Here is a 20,310-nt window from a genome sequence, read left to right as displayed (position 1 = left end):
CAGATGGATTTAAAACAATACGTAACAATTGTACCCGATTACCCGAAAGAGGGCGTGCAATTTAAAGATATTACGACACTGATGGATAAAGGCGATGTCTATCGCTATGCAACAGATCAAATTGTTGAATATGCGAAAGAAAAACAAATTGATTTGGTTGTCGGCCCGGAGGCGCGCGGCTTTATTATCGGCTGCCCGGTTGCCTACGCGCTCGGCGTCGGTTTTGCACCGGTTCGCAAAGAAGGCAAATTGCCGCGCGAGGTCATCAAAGTGGATTACGGTTTGGAGTATGGCAAAGACGTATTAACGATCCACAAAGATGCGATTTTGCCAGGCCAGCGTGTGCTTATTACAGATGACCTGCTTGCGACAGGCGGCACCATTGAAGCTACAATCAAACTAGTTGAGGAGCTTGGCGGCATTGTAGCTGGTATCGCTTTCTTAATCGAGCTTTCTTACCTTGACGGCAGAAATAAACTTGATAATTATGACATCTTAACACTAATGAAATACTAAAGATAACCTCATAAAGGAAAAAGCACTCGATACAGGGTGCTTTTTTCCTATTGTTTTGCATTTATTTGATATATTATTTGGTGATTTGAACTTCTGCTCTTTACATCTATCGTTTTTTTCTTGATAATAAACTACAATACAGTTTACATTTTAAAAAAGGTGATTCCATGGCGAACGAACAAGTATTGACTGCCGAGCAAGTTATTGATAAAGCGCGCAGTTATCTATCCGATGAGCATATCGCATTTGTCGAAAAAGCATACCTGTACGCTGAAGATGCTCATCGCGAGCAATACCGCAAATCAGGTGAGCCTTACATTATTCATCCGATTCAGGTTGCGGGAATTCTCGTTGATCTTGAAATGGATCCATCCACAATCGCGGGCGGATTTCTGCATGATGTAGTGGAGGATACTGATGTGACGCTTGATGACCTGAAGGAAGCATTCTCCGAGGAAGTGGCAATGCTTGTGGACGGTGTAACGAAGCTCGGTAAAATTAAATATAAATCTCAAGAGGAACAGCAGGCGGAAAATCATCGCAAAATGTTTGTCGCTATGGCTCAAGATATCCGGGTCATACTGATCAAGCTGGCGGATCGTCTTCACAATATGCGGACGCTGAAACATCTTCCCCAAGAAAAACAGCGCAGAATTTCTAATGAAACGCTGGAAATTTTTGCTCCTTTGGCTCATCGCCTCGGGATTTCAAAGATTAAATGGGAACTGGAAGATACGGCGCTCCGTTATTTGAATCCTCAGCAATATTACAGAATTGTCAACCTCATGAAGAAAAAACGCGCAGAACGCGAGCTTTATGTCGACGAGGTTGTCAATGAGGTGAAAAAACGTGTCGAAGAAGTCAACATCAAGGCTGACTTCTCAGGCCGGCCGAAACATATTTACAGTATCTATAGAAAAATGGTGCTGCAAAATAAGCAATTCAATGAAATCTATGATCTGCTTGCTGTCCGGATTCTCGTGAACAGCATAAAGGACTGCTACGCGGTGCTCGGCATTATTCATACCTGCTGGAAGCCGATGCCCGGCAGGTTCAAAGATTATATCGCAATGCCGAAGCCGAACATGTATCAATCGCTTCATACAACAGTTATAGGGCCTAAAGGCGACCCGCTGGAAGTGCAGATCCGCACCTTCGAAATGCATGAAATCGCGGAATACGGGGTTGCGGCTCACTGGGCTTATAAAGAAGGAAAAGCAGCGAGTGAAAGTGCAACATTTGAGAAAAAACTTTCATGGTTCCGCGAAATTTTGGAATTCCAAAATGAATCAACAGATGCCGAAGAATTTATGGAATCGCTCAAAATCGATTTGTTCTCGGATATGGTGTACGTCTTTACGCCAAAAGGAGATGTCATCGAGCTTCCGTCCGGTTCTGTCCCGATTGATTTCTCTTACCGGATTCACTCTGAAATCGGCAATAAAACAATCGGTGCGAAGGTCAACGGAAAAATGGTGACCCTTGACCATAAGCTCCGGACAGGTGATATCGTTGAAATTCTTACGTCCAAGCATTCCTATGGACCGAGTCAGGATTGGGTGAAGCTTGCTCAAACTTCACAGGCGAAGCATAAGATCCGTCAATTCTTTAAGAAACAGCGGCGTGAAGAAAATGTCGAAAAAGGCCGTGAATTGGTAGAAAAAGAAATTAAAAATCTGGACTTTGAAGTGAAGGACGTTCTGACACCGGAGAACATCCAAAAAGTTGCTGATAAATTTAATTTCTCAAATGAAGAAGACATGTACGCAGCGGTCGGCTACAATGGCATCACAGCCCTGCAGGTGGCGAACCGGCTGACGGAAAAAGAAAGAAAACAGCGCGATCAGGAAGAACAAGAAAAAATTGTCCAGGATGTCGCTTCGGAGCCTAAACCGTATCCGCAAGGAAGAAAGCGGGAAGCTGGCGTTCGCGTCAAGGGGATCGACAATCTTCTTGTGCGTTTATCGAAATGCTGCAATCCTGTGCCTGGTGACCATATTGTCGGTTTCATTACAAAAGGCAGAGGGGTTTCCGTCCATCGCGACGACTGTCCGAATGTCAAAACGAATGAAGCACAGGAGCGGCTGATCCCTGTAGAGTGGGAACATGAGTCACAGGTGCAAAAACGCAAGGAATACAATGTTGAGATCGAGATTCTTGGGTATGACCGCCGCGGATTGCTTAACGAGGTGCTTCAGGCAGTGAATGAAACGAAAACAAATATTTCTTCTGTCTCTGGCAAATCGGATCGCAACAAAGTGGCAACCATTCATATGGCCATTTTTATCCAGAATATCAATCATCTGCATAAAGTCGTCGAGCGCATTAAGCAAATAAGGGATATATATTCTGTGCGCCGCGTCATGAATTAAAGGAGTCACAAAATGAAAATAGTCGTTCAGCGAGTAACAGAAGCAAGCGTAACCGTTGATGGAGATGTGATCGGCCAAATTGGACAAGGCATTATGGTCCTGGTCGGCATCACTCACGATGATACAGAAGAGGACGCCGCTTACTTAGCGGATAAAATGGTGAATCTTCGCATTTTCGATGACAGCGATGGAAAAATGAATTTGTCGCTTCTGGATACAGGCGGGGAGATTTTGTCTGTTTCACAGTTTACGCTTTACGGAGATACGAGAAAAGGACGACGCCCGAACTACATGAACGCCGCAAAACCTGATAAGGCTTTGGGCCTTTATGAAAAATGGAATGACCTGCTTCGTGAAAAAGGAATCAAAGTAGAAACAGGTAAATTCGGCGCCATGATGGATGTAAAGCTCACTAACTCCGGACCGGTTACTTTGATTATGGATTCAAAATAAAAAAGCTGCCAAAAGGCAGCTTTTTTTATTGGAAATATTTCTCCAATCCGCTCTCAATTCCGTCTGTTACTTTTTCTTGATATGAATTGCTATGTACTATGGCTTCTTCCTGCGGATGGCTTACATAACCTAGCTCGTACAGCATAGCGGGCTGTTTGTTTTCACGGAGCACATAATAATCTCCGAACAGTACGCCGCGGTCAGGAATTGAAGATCGCTTAACCACTTCAGAGTGTACATCTGATGCCAGTTCCTGATCCTTTGCAGGACTGTAGTAATAAGCTGTGCTTCCCCTTGTAGAAGTATCCGCAAAGCTGTCGTAATGAATGCTGATGAAGGCATCTGCGTTGCGGTAGTGAGACGTCGAGACTCGTGACTGTAAGCTGACAAATGTATCATCCTGCCGTGTCACATACACGTCTGCTCCTGCTGATCTAAGTTTGCTAGCCAGCAGTTTCGCCGTTTTGATCGTCAGTTTTTTCTCGAATTGGCCTGAATAGCCGATCGTTCCGCTGTCTTTTCCTCCATGCCCCGGATCGACAACAATCGCTTTGTTTTTCAGCGACCCGCTTCCGGAAGCGGAATCAGCGACAGGCGGCTCTCCGGATTCTTCAGCGCTTTTAGACGTCTGTACCACCCAGTTGGCGACATAAGCGGTCTGCCCATTGTCAAGTTTTACTTCATACCAGCTGCCCTTTGCTCCGGTAATGGAGTACGCATCGCCTTTGGCTGCGCGTTTAACGATTGAAGCTGACGTTGAGGCATCGCTTCTTAAATTCGTTCCTCCGTATACGATATAGGCTTTTTTTGTACTGTCTGAACTGCTGACATCAGCTGAATCTCCAGCTGGGTCAGAACTGGTCACAATGTAATGGCTTGCGACCCAGCCTTTTAGCCCATTCACTTTAATATGGAGCCAGCCGTTTTTCTCTTCGAGGATTGTAAGCTTCGTTCCTCGTGAAAGTTTTGTTATAATCGCTGCATCATGTGAGGCGGACCCTCTGACATTCAGTGAAGAAACGCCAACCGTGCCCGTTGTTGAACCAGATGATTCTGTCTGATCACTTTCCTCAGACGCTGAACTGCCGCTGCCTGAAGTGACGTATTCGGAAGATACCCATCCGGTGGAATTTCGATATGATATCTTGATCCAGCCGGAATCCTTGTCAATCACTGCGGCTTGGCTGCCCTGCGGGAATTTGCCGATGACTTCGTATGAAGTACCAGGGCCTGTTCTCATCCGTAAATCGGGATCTGTTGATGTAACAGTTTCACTGCTGTCTGTAGAGCTTGTGCCTGACTGTTTTTCCTTAGTAATAAGCCAGGAGACAACCCACCCTTTATCTCCGGAACCAAGCTGTATTTGCACCCAGTCTCCGTCTTCCTTCAAGATGGGGTAGCGTTCTCCTTTTTTCACCTCCGCCATGATGCCGTAGCTAAGCCCCGGACCGCTTCTGACGTTCATTTCATCTGTTGCGATGACCGCTTCTCCCTGAGCGGCTGTAACGGCAGAAAAAGGCGGGAAAAGCGCCCCGGCGACGATAATACATACAATAAGGACAAAGTGTTTCTTGCTCATTGTGTCCTCCTTTCTAATGATCGTAAAAAAAAGCATTCTTTCTTAATATCGTAAAGTCCTTTCTGATTTTTAAATAAAAATAAAATGATTTGTTTATACTAGGCATAAATACAATCAAAAAGGTGTGCAAATCATGAAATATCATCCAAAAATGGGGCGTGCATTTCACGACGGCGAAGGAAACCTGCATTTCAGTGATCATGCCGATCCTGATACAATCGGTTATCTCACTGAAACGGCAACGGAATTTGGTCTTATGTCCAAAGAAGCATCACAGCAGAAAAACAACCGGAATAAAGCTTGACAGAGTACGGCAATGCCATTATTATAATAGAAATCGAGTACATAATAAATAAAAATTAAACTGAACCAATAATGGAGAAGAGTAGGTCAGATTGCATGGCTAGAGAGGAACCGCCCCAGGCTGAAAGCGGCTCCCATTGCGTCTTTCTCGAAACAACACTCCGGAGGTTTCCTGCTGAACGCGTGATACCGTCATTAGGCAGTGAACGTGAACCTGCGTTAAAGGATCGAGCGGGAATACGAAAATATTCCAACTAGGGTGGCACCACGGGTATAACTCTCGTCCCTACTATATGTGTATAGTAGGGGCGGGAGTTTTTTTATTTTTCATCATTGACGATAAATGTATATTTTATAAGGGATACATAAGGAGGTCTACACATGGGATATAACATTCCAAGAGGAACACAAGATATTCTGCCCGGAGAATCAGAGCGCTGGCAGTATGTTGAACAAATCATGAGAGACACTTGCCGAACTTATCAATATAAAGAAATCCGCACGCCGATTTTTGAGCATACAGAACTGTTCGCCAGAGGCGTCGGGGAGTCTACGGATATTGTACAAAAAGAAATGTACACCTTCCAAGACCGCAAAGGCAGAAGCCTGACGCTTCGCCCCGAGGGAACTGCTGCAGCAGTTCGCGCTTTTAATGAAAATAAATTATTCGCGAACCCTGTTCAGCCGACAAAGCTGTATTATGTCGGGCCGATGTTCCGTTACGAACGTCCGCAGACAGGCCGTTACCGCCAGTTTTATCAGTTTGGAATCGAAGCGATCGGTTCGAAAGACCCTGCAATAGATGCTGAAGTAATGGCGCTGGCGATGGGGATTTATCAGAAGGCCGGCTTAAAAAACGTCAAGCTTGTGATAAACAGTCTTGGCGATCGGGACAGCCGCAAAAGCTACAGAGAAGCGCTCGTGAAACACTTTGAGCCACGTATCGAGGAATTTTGTTCAGACTGTCAGTCACGTCTGCACACCAATCCGCTCAGAATTTTGGATTGCAAAAAGGACCGGGATCATGAGCTGATGAAATCGGCACCTTCTATTCTTACTTACTTAAATGAAGAATCAGCCGCTTATTTTGACAAAGTGAAGCAATATTTAAACGATCTAGGCATTTCTTATGAAATTGATCCTAACCTTGTGAGAGGGCTGGATTATTATAACCATACCGCATTCGAAATCATGAGCAATGCGGAAGGCTTTGGCGCTATTACAACGCTTGCCGGCGGCGGCCGCTATGACGGATTGGTCGAGCAAATCGGCGGACCAGAAGCGCCCGGCATCGGATTTGCGATGAGCATTGAACGCCTGCTTGCCGCAATTGATGCTGAAAAAAGAGAACTGCCTGTTGGTCAGGGGATTGACTGCTATATCGTGACGCTTGGCGAAAAAGCGAAGGATTATTCCGTTTCGTTGGTGTACAAACTGAGAGAAGCAGGCATTTCCAGTGAAATTGATTACGAAAATAAGAAAATGAAAGGCCAGTTTAAAACAGCTGACCGCCTCAACGCCAGATTTATTGCGATTTTGGGAGAGGATGAGCTTGCTCAAAACAAAATCAATGTAAAGGATGCAAAAACAGGCGAACAGATTGAAGTGGCTCTTGATGAATTTATACATGTGATGAAAGCAAACCAAAAGGGATAAGGAGTGGAACGCATTGTTTGGAAGAACATATTATTGCGGCGAAATGACTGAAAAAGCAATTGGCGAATCTGTAACGCTGAAAGGCTGGGTCCAAAAAAGACGGGACCTCGGCGGATTGATTTTTATTGACTTGCGTGACCGTACGGGAATTGTTCAAGTCGTTTTTAACCCTGATGTATCAAAAGAAGCGCTTGCTATTGCGGAAGGCATCAGAAACGAATACGTACTTGATATTCAAGGAAAAGTGGTTGCGCGCGAAGAAGGCACAGTGAATAAGAATTTGAAAACAGGCGCGATTGAAATTCACGCTGATGCAGTGACTGTATTGAGTGCTGCGAAGACGCCTCCGTTTGCCATTTCTGATCAAGCGGATGATGTATCAGAGGACGTGCGTTTAAAATACCGTTACTTAGATTTGCGCAGACCGGCTATGTTTCAAACGATCCAGCTGCGCCATAACGTGACGAGAGCTGCTCGGGGCTTTTTAGATGAAAAAGGGTTTCTTGATATTGAAACGCCGATTTTAACAGGAAGCACACCTGAGGGCGCACGTGACTACTTGGTGCCAAGCCGTGTGCACGAAGGTGAATTCTATGCGCTCCCTCAATCTCCGCAGCTATTTAAACAGCTTCTGATGGTCTCAGGCGTTGAACGCTATTATCAGATTGCCCGCTGTTTCCGCGATGAGGACTTGCGTGCGGACCGCCAGCCTGAGTTTACGCAAATCGATATTGAAATGTCCTTTATGAGCCAGGAAGACATTATGTCATTGGCTGAGGATATGATGGCAAAGATTATGCGTGAAACGAAAGGTGTGGAACTCAAGCTTCCTCTGCCTCGAATGACGTATGACGAGGCGATGAACAAATACGGTTCTGATAAACCGGATACTCGCTTTGACATGCTTTTGACAGATGTATCTGACATTGTAAAAGATACTGAATTTAAGGTGTTCTCATCAGCTGTGGCAAACGGCGGAGTAGTCAAAGCCATCAACGTAAAAGGCGGGGCAGGCGATTACTCAAGAAAAGACATCGATGCTCTGGGCGCGTTTGCCGCAAATTACGGAGCGAAAGGACTTGCTTGGGTGAAGGTCGAAGCGGACGGAGTGAAAGGCCCGATCGCCAAATTCTTTGACGATGAAAAGCAGTCTAAGCTGATTGAAGCACTTAATGCCGCTGAGGGTGACTTGCTGCTGTTCGGAGCGGATAAATTCGAAGTTGTTGCCGCATCACTCGGCGCCCTGCGCTTAAAGCTTGGGAAAGAACGGGGACTCATTGACGAAAACCTCTTCAATTTCTTATGGGTTATTGACTGGCCGCTCTTAGAGCATGATGCGGAGGAAGGCCGTTTTTACGCAGCGCACCATCCGTTTACAATGCCTGTCCGTGAAGACCTTGAGCTGATTGAAACAGCGCCTGAGGACATGAAAGCGCAAGCCTATGACCTCGTCTTAAACGGCTATGAGCTTGGCGGCGGTTCGATCCGTATTTTCGAAAAGGATATTCAGGAAAAAATGTTTGCACTGCTTGGTTTCACAAAAGAAGAAGCAGCAGAACAGTTTGGATTCCTTCTTGAGGCATTTGAATACGGCGCTCCTCCGCACGGCGGAATCGCGCTTGGTTTAGACCGTCTCGTGATGCTTCTTGCCGGCCGGACGAATCTGAGAGATACGATCGCTTTCCCGAAAACGGCAAGTGCAAGCTGTCTGATGACAGATGCGCCGGGAGAAGTAAGCGATGCGCAGCTTGATGAACTTCATCTTTCTATTAAAACAAAAGTAAAGAACTGAATGTGCAGTTCGATTCTTGAAAATCAAAATCGTCTATGATATGATTTTGACAAGTTAAATAAAGTCCTGATGTGTTAGTTGTACACCTAGTTTTGACCGAACATTTTTTTGATTTGGGAGCCCGCATTTTTAAATGGCGTACATGCCTCTTTTCATTCGGTAAAGAGGACTTACAAGATTTAAAAGAGGGCACCCACCTGCTGAGAGCGGGTTCAAAACAAAGGAAAGCTGCAACGGCACAATTGGGACTTTATTTTTTATGCGCAGAAAAAACGGCTGTTTCTGTAATAGCCATTTATCATATGAAAACCAGATTACGAATGTGGAGTGAGGTTCTTGTTACACCAGTTTTCACGCAATGAATTAGCTATCGGAAAAGAAGGCCTTGAAACGCTGAAAAACAGCACGGTTGCTGTGCTTGGAGTTGGAGGCGTCGGATCGTTCGCAGCGGAGGCGCTTGCACGTTCAGGCGTTGGACGCATCCTGCTTGTCGATAAGGATGATGTAGACATCACAAACGTAAACCGTCAGCTTCACGCTCTTCTTTCAACTGTCGGTCAGCCGAAAGTGGATTTAATGAAAGCGCGTATTGCAGACATTAACCCTGAGTGTGAAGTGATTTCGTTAAAAATGTTCTATACGGAAGAAACGTATGAGCAATTCTTTGAGTATAACCTTGACTACGTAATTGATGCGTCAGACACCATTCATTATAAAATCCATTTAATGAAAGAATGTCTGAAACGGGATATTCCGCTGATCTCCAGCATGGGTGCGGCGAACAAGACAGACCCGACACGTTTCCAAATCGCAGATATTTCTAAAACACATACTGACCCGATTGCAAAGGTAGTTCGTACGAGACTCCGTAAAGAAGGCATCAAAAAGGGTGTTCAAGTGATTTTCTCCGATGAAAGCCCAATTGTGATCCGGGAAGACGTCAGAAAAGAAGTCGGAAATGACGATGCGAAAATCCGCAAAGCCAAAATGCCGCCGTCCTCTAATGCTTTTGTGCCGTCTGTTGCGGGATTGATTATGGGCGGTCATGTTGTCATGGATCTTTTGAAAGATATTGAAATCAAACGCGTGAAGGATAAATAATGAAAAAACAGCCTTGAAGCATATTCAAGGCTGTTTTTTTATTTTCTTTTTATTAATTTATCGTACACTTGCTTTAACGCAGATTCAAATTTACCAGTTTGCTTCGGTTTGTAATATTGCTTGTTCTTTAAAGGATCAGGGAGGTACTGCTGTTCAACCCATCCATTTTCGTAATGATGAGGGTATTTATAGTTGATTCCTCTTCCAAGTTCCTGTGCTCCTTTATAATGCGCGTCTTTTAAATGTTTTGGGACATCGCCGATTTTTCCTGCTCTGATGTCCGCGAGCGCTTCATCGATTGCTAAAATAGCTGAATTGGATTTCGGCGAGAGACAGAGCTCAATTACCGCATTGGCCAGCGGTATGCGCGCTTCAGGGAAGCCAATACGTTCGGCGGTCTGAACTGCATGCAGCACTCTAGGTCCGGCCTGCGGGCTGGCTAAGCCGATATCCTCATAGGCGATAACCAAGAGTCTTCTCGCGATGCTTTCCAAGTCACCCGCTTCAATTAATCTGGCCAAATAGTGAAGAGCGGCGTTGGCATCAGAGCCGCGGATCGATTTTTGAAAAGCGGACAAGACGTCATAATGCGCATCACCGTCTTTATCGTGAGAAAAACTCTTCTTTTGCAGGCATTCTTCCGCAGTCTCTAATGTGATGTGAATCACGCCGTCCGCAGACTCCTTCGTTGATAATACGGCAAGCTCAAGCGCATTTAAAGCGGAACGGACATCTCCTCCGCATCCGTGGGCAAAGTGCTCCATCGCCTGGTCATCAATTGTAACAGAATACGTGCCAAGCCCCCGGTGCTCATCATGAAGAGCTCGCTCTAAAGCCTGTTTAATCAATTGAGGTGTTAAGGGCTCTAGCTCAAAAATCTGCGTTCGGCTTCTGATGGCCGGGTTTATGGCGTGATATGGGTTAGCTGTAGTGGCGCCGATTAAAATAATCATGCCATTTTCTAAATAAGGCAAAAGAAAATCCTGTTTTCCTTTATCGAGTCTGTGGACTTCATCCAAAATCAAAATGACCTGGCCGGACATTTTGGCTTCTTGGGCTACGATCTCCATATCTTTTTTATTGTTAATAACGGCATTCAGCTTGCGGAAAGCAATACTTGTTGAACCGGCGATTGCTGTTGCGATTGAGGTTTTTCCAATTCCGGGAGGCCCGTACAAAATCATGGATGACAAATGTTTTGCCTGAACCATTCTGCCGATAATTTTATCTTCAGCCACCAGATGCTGCTGGCCGATAATATCCTCTATTTTCGTCGGACGCATCCGATATGCCAATGGCTTCATCATCATCTCTCCTTACTTAATTACAGGGTAACGGAAAACCGGAAATTAGAAAAGGGGGAAGCCCTGTTTCCGCCGGCTTCCATGAAAATTCGCAGAAGGTATGCTATAATAGCAGTTGGTCTATTATTTAATAAACGGACGAATTATATAGAAATTACCATTATATATATGGAAAATCATGAAATAACAGAGGTGTTCATGTTGAAAATATCAACTAAAGGAAGATACGGTCTCACCATTATGATCGAGCTCGCGAAAAAGCATGGTGAAGGCCCGACTTCATTAAAAAGCATCGCACAGACAAATAATTTGTCAGAGCATTATTTAGAGCAGCTGGTATCACCGCTTAGAAATGCCGGCTTAGTCAAAAGCATCAGAGGCGCATACGGCGGATACGTATTAGGCAGTGAGCCGGATGCCATTACAGCTGGAGACATCATCCGCGTGCTTGAAGGTCCGATCAGCCCTGTGGAAGTGCTCGAAGACGAGGAGCCTGCCAAGCGGGAGCTGTGGATCCGCATACGGGATGCCGTCAAAGAAGTGTTAGACAGCACAACATTAGAGGACCTTGCCAGCTACACAGATGGAGAGCAAGAAGCTTATATGTTCTATATTTAGATCAGAGGTGTAAAACAAAATGGAACGGATTTATTTGGATCACGCCGCAACGTCTCCGATGGATGATCGCGTGCTGGAGAAAATGATACCGCATTTCTCCGGAAATTTCGGCAATCCATCCAGCATTCATTCATTTGGAAGGGAATCACGGAAATGGGTGGACGAAGCAAGAGCGCAGATTGCAGCTGAAATTGGTGCGGCAGAACAGGAAATTATTTTCACTAGCGGGGGAACGGAAGCCGATAATTTAGCGATAATGGGAACTGCGCTTGCCAGAAAAGATCAGGGAAAACATATCATCACGACAAAAATTGAGCATCACGCCGTGCTTCACACATGTGAAAAACTGGAGGAAGACGGATTTGAAGTGACGTATCTGGATGTTGATGAAAACGGCAGAGTCAGTGCAAATCAGGTGAAAGAAGCACTCCGTGATGATACAATCCTTGTGACAGTGATGTATGGAAATAACGAAGTCGGAACTGTGCAGCCGATCGATGAAATCGGCCAGCTGCTGAAGGAACATAAGGCTTATTTTCATACCGATGCTGTTCAGGCATTCGGATTTTTTCCAATTGATGTGAAAAGCAGCCATATTGACCTTCTGTCTGTTTCTGGGCACAAGCTCAACGGGCCAAAAGGGACAGGCTTTTTATATGCAAGTAAGGATGTAAAGCTTTCTCCGCTGTTATTCGGAGGAGAGCAAGAAAGAAAACGCCGTGCCGGAACAGAAAATGTTCCGGGAATTGTCGGGCTGAAAGAAGCGGTCAAGCTGTCGGGCGAAGAACGGGACGAAAAAAACGAGAAGTATCAATCGTTTAAAACAATCATTGCCGGCACGCTTAAGGATGCCGGTGTGGCATTCGAGATCAATGGAGATCAAGAGCATAGCCTTCCGCATGTTATGAACCTTTATTTTCCGGGTGTATCTGTGGAGGCACTGCTGGTAAATCTTGATATGGCGGGAGTCGCGGTCTCCAGCGGATCAGCGTGCACCGCTGGTTCAGTCCTGCCGTCACACGTTCTGACTGCCATGTTCGGTGAAGAGAGCGACCGGCTGACGTCCTCAATTCGAATCAGCTTCGGTCTCGGCAATACGGCTGAGCAAGTGAAAACCGCTGCCGAACATGTGGCTGCCGTTGTAAAGCGGCTGACACAATAAGGCGGACTTAATTATTGGAGTGAATGAAATGGAAAAACGGCCGGAGGATACAAGAGTCGTTGTCGGCATGTCCGGCGGAGTAGACTCATCTGTGGCGGCTCTGCTGTTAAAAGAACAGGGCTATGACGTGATCGGAATCTTTATGAAAAACTGGGATGATACGGACGAAAACGGTTTTTGCACGGCGACAGAGGATTATGAAGATGTCATCCGCGTCTGCAATCAAATCGGAATTCCGTACTATGCCGTTAATTTTGAAAAGCAATATTACGAGAAGGTATTTCAATACTTCCTCGATGAATATAAAGCAGGCAGAACACCAAACCCGGATGTGCTGTGCAACAAAGAAATTAAATTCAAGGCATTTTTGGAGCATGCCCTGTCACTTGGCGCCGACTATTTAGCGACTGGCCACTATGCAAGGGTCGACAGAAGCGGCGGCAAAGTCAGAATGCTGCGCGGCATTGATGAAAACAAAGATCAAACGTACTTCTTGAATCAGCTGACAGAAGATACGCTAAGCAAAGTCATGTTCCCGATCGGCGAGCTTCAAAAAAGCCGTGTGCGTGAAATTGCCAAAGAAGCAGAACTTGCAACGGCAACGAAAAAAGACAGCACAGGCATCTGTTTTATCGGCGAACGCAACTTCAAAACGTTTCTCAGCCAATATCTCCCTGCACAGCCGGGCGATATGATGACGATGGACGGCGAAGTAAAAGGACGCCATGACGGGTTAATGTACTACACAATCGGACAGCGTCACGGCCTTGGCATCGGCGGAAGCGGCGAGCCGTGGTTTGCGGTCGGTAAAGATCTTGAAAAGAACATCCTTTACGTGGATCAAGGGTTCCACAACCCGCTCCTTTACTCCGATAAAATCACAGCAACCAATATCAGCTGGGTTCGTTCGGATATAATGGACGGCAAAGAAATTACCTGCACAGCCAAATTCCGTTACCGTCAAGAAGACCATAAAGTCACGGTTCGAATGACTGGGGAAGGCGAAGCGGAGGTTATCTTCGACGAACAGGTCCGTGCTGTCACACCGGGACAAGCCGTTGTCTTTTATGATGGCGAAGAATGCCTTGGCGGCGGAACCATCGATGACGTATATAAAGACGGTACAAAATTGTGGTATGTATAAAATGAAAAAACCTCAACAGCGAGTTGGGGTTTTTTAATGAAAGGAAGATGTCTGTGGACTACAATCAAGCCGGTATAGAGGCAATGCAGGAAGGCGATTACGAAAAAGCGGCAGAGGCTTTTACAAAAGCGATTGAAGAGAACAAAGAAGACGCAATTCCGTATATTAACTTTGCTAACCTGCTTTCATCAGTAAATGAAATGGAACGGGCGCTTGCGTTTTATGAAAAAGCGCTTGACTTAGACAGCGGGGCAGCCACTGCTTATTATGGAGCAGGAAATGTCTATGTTGTAAAAGAAATGTACAAAGAAGCGAAAGACATGTTTGAAAAAGCGCTGCGTGCCGGAATGGAGAACGGTGATCTTTTCTACATGCTTGGAACCGTTCTCGTAAAGCTGGAGCAGCCTAAGCTCGCTCTGCCATATTTACAAAGAGCCGTCGAGCTGAATGAAAACGATGCAGAAGCGCGTTTCCAATTCGGGATGTGCTTAGCGAACGAAGGCATGCTGGACGAAGCACTCAGCCAATTTGAAGCTGTAACAGAGCAAGACCCGGGGCACGCGGATGCGTTTTATAATTCCGGTGTCGCTTATGCTTATAAAGAAAATCGTGAAAAAGCGCTTGAAATGCTGGATAAGGCTATCGAAATCCAGCCGGATCATATGCTGGCGCTTCATGCAAAACAACTGATCGACCCATCATAAAAAGCTCAGGAGGAGGGACGGCTCGTGCAGCAGCACCCGGATCAGCTGAAAATGGAGGAGGAGCCCTTTTTAAAAGGGACAGTAAACACCGTCATTTATCACAATGACGCCAATTTATATACGGTTCTGAAAGTGAAAGTCACAGAGACCTCCGAAGCTATTGAAGATAAAGTCGTATCCGTGACGGGCTACTTCCCTGCGCTTCAAGAAGAAGAGACCTACACGTTTTACGGAAAAACCGTTACTCACCCAAAGTTCGGACTGCAATTTCAAGCTGAGCATTTCAAAAAGGAGATCCCGACAACAAAAGAAGGTGTCATTCAGTATTTGTCGAGCGATCTGTTTGAAGGAATCGGTAAAAAAACCGCTGAAGAGATTGTGAAAAAACTGGGTGACAGTGCGATTAATAAAATTTTGGCTGATTCTTCAGTCCTTTATGATGTTCCCAGACTGTCAAAAAAGAAAGCTGACACCCTTGCCGGTGCTTTGCAGCGGCATCAGGGACTGGAGCAAATTATGATTTCGCTGAATCAATTTGGGTTCGGCCCTCAGCTGTCTATGAAAATCTATCAGGCCTATGAATCCGAGACGCTGGAGAAAATTCAGGAAAACCCTTATCAGCTTGTGAGAGACGTGGAAGGCATAGGCTTTGGAAAAGCAGATGAGCTTGGCGGAAGAATGGGGCTCTCAGGGAATCATCCTGAGCGGATAAAAGCGGCTATTTTGTACACGCTTGAAACGACATGCCTTTCAGAAGGGCATACGTACATAGAAACGAAGCAGCTGATTATCGAAACCCAAACGCTGTTAAATCAGTCAGCGGCAGATGGACAGCGCATTACAGAAATGGATGCCGCTAATGCAATGATTGCGCTTGGAGAAAATAAGGATATTGTCATTGAAGATGAACGATGTTACTTTCCGTCGCTGTTTTTCGCTGAACAAAATGTTGCAAAGCGTGTGAAACAGATCGCAAGCCAAACCGAATATGACGACCAGTTTCCTGAATCAGAATTCCTTCTGGCTTTAGGAGAATTGGAAGAGCGTATGAATGTTCAGTACGCGCCGAGTCAGAAGGAAGCGATACAAAAAGCGCTGTCGTCACCGATGCTTCTTTTAACGGGAGGGCCGGGTACCGGTAAAACAACGGTCATCAGAGGCATTGTAGAATTGTATGGAGAACTCCACGGTGCTTCACTCGATCCGTCGGATTATAAAAAAGATGAAGCTTTTCCGATTGTGCTGGCCGCGCCTACAGGTAGAGCGGCGAAACGAATGAGTGAGTCAACGGGTCTTCCGGCGGTTACGATACACCGGCTGCTCGGGTGGAATGGCGCGGAAGGATTTACTCATACAGAGGACCAGCCGATTGAAGGGAAGCTTTTAATTATCGATGAAGCGAGTATGCTTGATATATGGCTTGCGAATCATTTGTTCAAAGCGATCCCTGACCATATTCAAATCATCATTGTCGGAGACGAAGACCAGCTGCCTTCCGTCGGACCCGGTCAAGTGCTCAGAGACCTTTTGGCATCCCAGGTGATTCCGACCGTAAGACTGACCGACATCTACCGGCAAGCGGAAGGATCGTCGATTGTCGAGCTTGCCCACGAGATGAAAAATGGGCTGCTTCCAAACAACCTGACGGCCCCGACAAAGGATCGTTCCTTTATTCGCTGCGGTGGTTCGCAAATTAAAGAAGTGGTTGAGAAGGTTGTCGCGAATGCATTGAAAAAAGGATATACGGCAAAAGATATACAGGTCCTCGCCCCAATGTACAGAGGGAAAGCCGGAATCAATGAGCTGAATGTGATGCTGCAGGATATTTTAAACCCTCCAAAAGAAAAGCGGAGGGAAATTAAGTTCGGTGACGTTGTCTATAGAACCGGGGATAAAATTTTGCAGCTTGTCAATCAGCCGGAAAACAATGTGTTTAACGGCGATATTGGAGAAATCACTTCAATTTTCTATGCGAAGGAAAATACAGAAAAAGAAGACATGGCTGTTGTCTCTTTTGACGGCAATGAAATGACATTTACGAAAAAAGACTTCAGTCAGTTTACTCATGCGTATTGCTGCTCTATTCATAAATCGCAGGGCAGTGAATTTCCGATCGTGGTTCTTCCTGTAGTGAAGGGCTACTATAGAATGCTCAGAAGAAACCTTCTATATACCGCCATCACGAGGGCGAAGAAATTTCTCATTTTATGCGGGGAAGAGGAAGCGCTGGAGTGGGGCGTGAAAAATAATGACGCGACTGTCAGACAGACCTCATTAAAAAACAGGCTGTCAGCGCAGGCGGCTGAAATGGATGCTGAGCTTGCGGCTTTGCAAAAAGAGCTCCCGTTCAGCGTGCACGACGCAAATATCGGAATGGAAGGCATTACGCCATTCGATTTTATGAAAGAAGAACAGCTGTAAAAAGGGCTCCCGTGTTTGCGGGAGCTTTTTTCAGTGGGGTGGAAGTGATTTCATCGTATGTGTCAAAGGTGAAAAGCAAAACCTAAGCCTGTTCAACAAAAGGTGGTTGATCACACTTTGAGAACATGCCATGAGGTAGAAGGATTTCCTGTATATTCAGAACAAACTTCTTATTATCTTGGGACGATTTCTGATATTTGTTTTTCTCTTGAAGGAAATTGTCTCGGATTTATTCTTGAACAAAAACGTCTTTTTCATAACCATCATGCGCTTTTACGTGCATGTGATATCAGTTGCATTCTTCATGACCGGATATTGGCCGCAGTCAATTCAGAACAGCTTTTGCCTCTTCCGAAATCATGCTTCACATATGAGCAGATGAAAATGAAGCTTGTGAAATCGCAAGAGGGTGATATTTTGGGGATGCTGGAAGATGTATACTTTTGTTTGGACAAGGGCATAATCGTAGCATATGAACTCTCGGACGGTTTCTTTTCTGACTTAGCGGGGTGCAAACGCCAGATCCAAAGAGCGGATTCGCTTGTAGAGGTGCGGAAAGACGAGATCGTTCTGAACGGATAGAGGTGTGAGATATGCTTATATGCCCGAACTGCAAAAGTAAGGATATCGGGAAAATCGGCGTGAACCAATATTATTGCTGGGGCTGTTTCATTGAGCTGACAGTGGTCAAAGGGAAGATTGAAACTCATCAAGTGGAAGAAGACGGAACGCTAAGCAGCCTGGATGATTTGTTTTCTGAGGATGAACGCAGCATCAATTTTTAATAACGAAAGGAGATGCGCAGGATGAATCGGACAATGACTTCTCTTTTGGCGCTGGGAGCCGGGGCTCTCGTGTACCGAATGGCGACTCAATCTGACATGCTGAATAATCGAAGCATGAAGCGGATGAGAAAAAGAATGATGAAGATGTTTTAAGGAATGAAGGATACTCTCTTTAGAGTATCCTTTTTATGTCTGGCGTGCCTCTAGGCGTCTGGCTGCAAGTGAAAGACTGTAATTGACTGCAAAATACATCAATGCCGCCAGCAGAAAAATCGGGAAAAAATAACTGCCGTCAGCGCTTTGCCCGTTTAAAATCTGCGCGTTATGAATAAGCTCAGGCAGGGCAATGACAACAGCTAGCGATGTATCCTTTAATAAAGAAATAAACTGGCTTACGATCGGCGGAACCATCCGGCGAAGCGCCTGAGGCATCACAATAGAGAAAAGTGACTGTGTATAGCTAAGACCGGAGGAACGCGCTGCCTCAATTTGCCCTTTGTCAACTGAATTCAGGCCGCTCCGTATGATTTCAGAAAGCATGGCGGATTCAAAGATTGTTAAGGCTGTAATAGCGGCAGCTGTAATTTCAAGTTTGATCCCGATTTCCGGCAGGGCGAAAAACGTAAAGAAAATAATTAATAATAATGGAAGATTTCTGATCGTTTCAACGAGAACGGCAATCAGTTGAGAAAGAATAGGGATTTTCGCATAACGGAGAGTACCTGCGATCAACCCGAAAATAAAGCTCAGAATGATAGAAATAAATGCAACGTACAGTGTGACGAGAAAGCCGTCCCATAAAAAAGCTAAATGTTCAGATGAATAAGCTCCGATGAAATCCAATGTTTTTCACTCCTTATCAATAGCTTCTTTCCAGCCGTTTTTCCAAATAGTTAACACCGATACTAAGCGGTATCGTCAGCACTAAGTAAAAGAGTGCCACAAAGATATAGACATCAAAAACGACGAGCGTGCTTGATGACACCAAATCTGCCTGATACATGAGATCCAATCCGGCAACAACCCCGAGAATAGACGAGTTTTTGACCAAGTTTAAAAATTGATTGCCCAAGGGGGGGATCACAATTTTGATCGCCTGGGGCAAAATGATATATACCATTGCCTGGCTGTAGGTAAAGCCTGACGATCTTGCTGCTTCCATTTGCCCTTTTGAAACAGACTGGATGCCGGCTCTGATGGCTTCTGCGATAAAAGCAGACGTATAAATTGTGAGCGCAACGGTTCCCGCTTGGAATCCATCCAGCCTCAGACCCGCATTTGGAAGTCCAAAGTAAAAGACAAATGTGATCAAAAGCAAAGGGATATTGCGGATAAATTCGACATAAGCCGTCCCGAGCCATTGCAAGGGCTTAAATACTGTTATTCTCATCACCGCGACAAGAACGCCAAGCGCAAAGCTGCCGGCCAGCGCGATCAGGCTTGCGAGCAGCGTGTGGTAAAAACCGTCCATATACATGTCGAAGTTATCGAATAGAATAGACACATTCATATGCTTTATTCACTCTCCTTATAAAATCGGGATGAGCATCGCCTGCTCACCCCGGGATGTTCGTTATTCAGCTGGTTTTTCTTTTATCCATTTTTTATAAATCTCGTCATATCTACCGTCCGATTTCATCTTTTCGAGAGAAGCGTTAATTTCTTTTGCGAGAGCCAATTGTCCTTTTTTTACGGCAATTCCATATGGCTCATCCGTGAATGGTTCTCCTGTTAATTGATAATTTTTATTCTCGTCAGCCATTCCGTATAAAATAGCATTATCCGTTGTGAGAGCATCGCCTTGACCGGATTTCAGCGCTGTAAAGGCTTCGGTGTAGTTTTCGAACTCTAATACACTCGCATCAGGCGCCTTTTCGCGTATGTTTTGAGAGGAAGTGGAGCCTTTTACAGCGAGAACTTTCGAGCCTTTGCCAAGGTCCTCAATACTTTTGATCTTGCTGCCTTTTTTCACGAGAAGTGATTGGCCTGCTTCAAAATAGACATCGGAAAAGTCAACTTCCTTTTTTCGTTCATCAGTGATCGTCATCGTTGCGACAATGGCGTCGATATCTCCGTTTTGAAGCATCGGAATCCTTGTTTTTGATGTGACTTCTTTAAATTCAGCTTTGTTTTCGTCGCCTAAAATATCTTTAGCGATTTGTTTGGCAATGTCGATGTCAAATCCCTCGATATCACCTGAGCTTGGGTTTTTCAGGCCGAACAGCCTGGTGTCGGTTTTAACACCGAAAACCATTTTGTCTTGATCTTTAATGACAGCTAATGTATCTTTTTTGCTATCCTTTGCGCTTTCTCCGTTTGACCCCTTGCTTCCGCATGCAGCAAGCATGACAACAGCGATTAAAGAAATCAATGCTAACGATAAAATCTTTTTCATACAAA

The 20,310-nt window shown here is 45.3% G+C and carries 20 protein-coding genes, 1 other RNA gene and 1 other annotated feature; of the genes, 16 read left to right on the top strand and 5 right to left on the bottom strand.

Translation table 11 applies throughout. From position 1 onward, the window contains the following. Window positions 1-3: 3 nt before the first annotated feature. The 3 genes from P3L57_RS13515 to dtd all read left to right on the top strand — a co-directional run bounded on the left by P3L57_RS13515 (window position 4) and on the right by dtd (window position 3,341). Complete coding sequence (locus tag P3L57_RS13515; protein WP_010335123.1) at window positions 4-516, top strand: adenine phosphoribosyltransferase; 513 nt, start codon at window positions 4-6, stop codon at window positions 514-516. Window positions 517-683: 167 nt separating this feature from the next. Next, window positions 684-2,888 carry a GTP diphosphokinase gene (gene relA, locus P3L57_RS13510; RefSeq protein WP_069487126.1) on the top strand — a complete coding sequence of 735 codons (2,205 nt, stop codon included), beginning with the start codon at window positions 684-686 and terminating at the stop codon, window positions 2,886-2,888. A 12-nt stretch (window positions 2,889-2,900) separates the two neighbouring features. Then, entirely contained in the window at window positions 2,901-3,341 is a 441-nt protein-coding gene (gene dtd, locus P3L57_RS13505) for a D-aminoacyl-tRNA deacylase (protein WP_059293508.1), read from the top strand. Window positions 3,342-3,366: 25 nt separating this feature from the next. Here dtd and P3L57_RS13500 read toward each other — a convergent pair whose 3' ends face one another. Next, window positions 3,367-4,920 (bottom strand): N-acetylmuramoyl-L-alanine amidase family protein, encoded by a 1,554-nt coding sequence (locus tag P3L57_RS13500; protein WP_059293509.1) that lies wholly within the window; start codon window positions 4,918-4,920, stop codon window positions 3,367-3,369. A 133-nt stretch (window positions 4,921-5,053) separates the two neighbouring features. Between P3L57_RS13500 and P3L57_RS13495 the strand changes: the two genes are divergently transcribed. The 5 genes from P3L57_RS13495 to P3L57_RS13475 all read left to right on the top strand — a co-directional run bounded on the left by P3L57_RS13495 (window position 5,054) and on the right by P3L57_RS13475 (window position 9,772). Beyond that, window positions 5,054-5,224: a YrzK family protein gene (locus P3L57_RS13495; protein WP_010335119.1), complete on the top strand. Its 171-nt coding sequence runs from the start codon at window positions 5,054-5,056 to the stop codon at window positions 5,222-5,224. 59 nt (window positions 5,225-5,283) lie between these two features. Beyond that, window positions 5,284-5,514, top strand: a binding site (T-box leader). 90 nt (window positions 5,515-5,604) lie between these two features. After that, the gene (hisS, locus tag P3L57_RS13490) at window positions 5,605-6,879 is read left to right on the top strand and encodes a histidine--tRNA ligase (protein WP_069487127.1); all 1,275 of its coding nucleotides are present in this window, start codon (window positions 5,605-5,607) and stop codon (window positions 6,877-6,879) included. 13 nt (window positions 6,880-6,892) lie between these two features. After that, a complete protein-coding gene (aspS, locus tag P3L57_RS13485; protein ID WP_059293511.1) occupies window positions 6,893-8,671 on the top strand; it encodes an aspartate--tRNA ligase in 1,779 nt (592 codons plus the stop codon). Window positions 8,672-8,731: 60 nt separating this feature from the next. Continuing rightward, window positions 8,732-8,924: non-coding RNA, 6S RNA (gene ssrS / locus P3L57_RS13480), on the top strand. 83 nt (window positions 8,925-9,007) lie between these two features. After that, entirely contained in the window at window positions 9,008-9,772 is a 765-nt protein-coding gene (locus P3L57_RS13475; protein ID WP_059293512.1) for a tRNA threonylcarbamoyladenosine dehydratase, read from the top strand. 38 nt (window positions 9,773-9,810) lie between these two features. Here P3L57_RS13475 and P3L57_RS13470 read toward each other — a convergent pair whose 3' ends face one another. Further along, window positions 9,811-11,076, bottom strand: coding sequence for a replication-associated recombination protein A (locus P3L57_RS13470; protein ID WP_059293513.1), 1,266 nt, complete (start codon window positions 11,074-11,076; stop codon window positions 9,811-9,813). A gap of 201 nt (window positions 11,077-11,277) precedes the next feature. Here P3L57_RS13470 and cymR point away from each other — a divergent pair, with 201 nt between their 5' ends. The 8 genes from cymR (at window position 11,278) to P3L57_RS13430 (ending at window position 18,063) form a co-directional block, all read left to right on the top strand. Further along, a complete protein-coding gene (cymR, locus tag P3L57_RS13465) occupies window positions 11,278-11,694 on the top strand; it encodes a cysteine metabolism transcriptional regulator CymR (RefSeq protein WP_003225879.1) in 417 nt (138 codons plus the stop codon). Window positions 11,695-11,713: 19 nt separating this feature from the next. Continuing rightward, window positions 11,714-12,856 (top strand): cysteine desulfurase family protein, encoded by a 1,143-nt coding sequence (locus tag P3L57_RS13460; protein WP_059293514.1) that lies wholly within the window; start codon window positions 11,714-11,716, stop codon window positions 12,854-12,856. Between the two features lie 28 nt (window positions 12,857-12,884). Continuing rightward, window positions 12,885-14,000, top strand: coding sequence for a tRNA 2-thiouridine(34) synthase MnmA (mnmA, locus tag P3L57_RS13455; protein WP_059293515.1), 1,116 nt, complete (start codon window positions 12,885-12,887; stop codon window positions 13,998-14,000). A gap of 83 nt (window positions 14,001-14,083) precedes the next feature. Then, window positions 14,084-14,704 carry a tetratricopeptide repeat protein gene (locus P3L57_RS13450; protein WP_083244541.1) on the top strand — a complete coding sequence of 207 codons (621 nt, stop codon included), beginning with the start codon at window positions 14,084-14,086 and terminating at the stop codon, window positions 14,702-14,704. Between the two features lie 24 nt (window positions 14,705-14,728). Next, entirely contained in the window at window positions 14,729-17,125 is a 2,397-nt protein-coding gene (gene recD2, locus P3L57_RS13445; RefSeq protein ID WP_059293517.1) for an SF1B family DNA helicase RecD2, read from the top strand. 117 nt (window positions 17,126-17,242) lie between these two features. After that, window positions 17,243-17,707, top strand: a complete 465-nt coding sequence (locus P3L57_RS13440) for a PRC-barrel domain-containing protein (RefSeq protein ID WP_069487130.1) — start codon at window positions 17,243-17,245, stop codon at window positions 17,705-17,707. A gap of 11 nt (window positions 17,708-17,718) precedes the next feature. Beyond that, window positions 17,719-17,910 (top strand): hypothetical protein, encoded by a 192-nt coding sequence (locus tag P3L57_RS13435; protein WP_010335110.1) that lies wholly within the window; start codon window positions 17,719-17,721, stop codon window positions 17,908-17,910. 21 nt (window positions 17,911-17,931) lie between these two features. Beyond that, entirely contained in the window at window positions 17,932-18,063 is a 132-nt protein-coding gene (locus tag P3L57_RS13430; RefSeq protein ID WP_024122308.1) for a YrzQ family protein, read from the top strand. Window positions 18,064-18,096: 33 nt separating this feature from the next. Here the strand turns inward: P3L57_RS13430 and P3L57_RS13425 are convergent, their stop codons facing one another. The 3 genes from P3L57_RS13425 to P3L57_RS13415 form a co-directional block, all read right to left on the bottom strand. Continuing rightward, window positions 18,097-18,753 (bottom strand): amino acid ABC transporter permease, encoded by a 657-nt coding sequence (locus P3L57_RS13425; protein ID WP_044154312.1) that lies wholly within the window; start codon window positions 18,751-18,753, stop codon window positions 18,097-18,099. Between the two features lie 16 nt (window positions 18,754-18,769). Continuing rightward, window positions 18,770-19,420: an amino acid ABC transporter permease gene (locus tag P3L57_RS13420; protein WP_044154313.1), complete on the bottom strand. Its 651-nt coding sequence runs from the start codon at window positions 19,418-19,420 to the stop codon at window positions 18,770-18,772. Window positions 19,421-19,483: 63 nt separating this feature from the next. Continuing rightward, on the bottom strand, window positions 19,484-20,305 hold the full coding sequence (locus tag P3L57_RS13415) for a transporter substrate-binding domain-containing protein (protein ID WP_069487131.1): 822 nt from the start codon (window positions 20,303-20,305) through the stop codon (window positions 19,484-19,486). Between the last annotated feature and the right edge of the window lie 5 nt (window positions 20,306-20,310).

The sequence above is a fragment of the Bacillus sp. B28 genome (assembly GCF_029536185.1).
Lineage (GTDB): Bacteria > Bacillota > Bacilli > Bacillales > Bacillaceae > Bacillus > Bacillus halotolerans.
This window is presented reverse-complemented; position numbering and strand designations above follow the sequence as displayed.